We start from the raw sequence: 577 nt of genomic DNA, 5'->3' as shown, positions 1-577 counted from the left end.
TCGCCCTTGCTCTGAACCGCTTCGCGGAAGCGCCGGCCGAGCCGCTCGGGGTAGACGTTCATCGTCACCGGCATCGTGAACGACTTGGTCTTCGGGTCGTAGTCGATGCCGATGCTCGTCACCTGGCCGAACACGACGCCGCGGAAGTCCACCGGCGCGCCGACCGCCAGCCCGCGCAGCGACTGGTTGAAGTTCATCACGACCTGCTCGGGCCGGCCGTCCGGATCGCGTATCGCATCGNGGTCTTCGGGTCGTAGTCGATGCCGATGCTCGTCACCTGGCCGAACACGACGCCGCGGAAGTCCACCGGCGCGCCGACCGCCAGCCCGCGCAGCGACTGGTTGAAGTTCATCACGACCTGCTCGGGCCGGCCGTCCGGATCGCGTATCGCATCGCCTTCGTCGGAGCCGAGGCGGAACGTCGTGTTGTTCGGCGCGGGCGGGCCGGCGCTCTGGTCCGGCGGCGCCTGGAACGCGATGCCGCCGAGGATCACCGTGGCGAGCGACTGCGTGTTGAGCTTGAGGCCGCTCGAATCGAGCCGCAGGTCGACGCCGCTCGCCTGCCACCAGCGCGAGTT

Annotated in this window: 2 pseudogenes; both read right to left on the bottom strand. The window is 69.3% G+C overall.

Annotated elements, in window-relative coordinates:
* Positions 1 to 239, bottom strand: a pseudogene (locus RZR99_RS33030) (MlaD family protein); the annotation flags it as partial.
* Positions 240 to 241: 2 nt separating this feature from the next.
* Positions 242 to 577 (bottom strand): annotated as a pseudogene (locus RZR99_RS33025) (MlaD family protein); the annotation flags it as partial.

The organism is Burkholderia alba, from assembly GCF_034721475.1.
GTDB classification, from domain to species: domain Bacteria; phylum Pseudomonadota; class Gammaproteobacteria; order Burkholderiales; family Burkholderiaceae; genus Burkholderia; species Burkholderia alba.
Note: the sequence above shows the minus strand (reverse complement) of the source record. Positions and strands in the feature narration are given on the sequence as shown.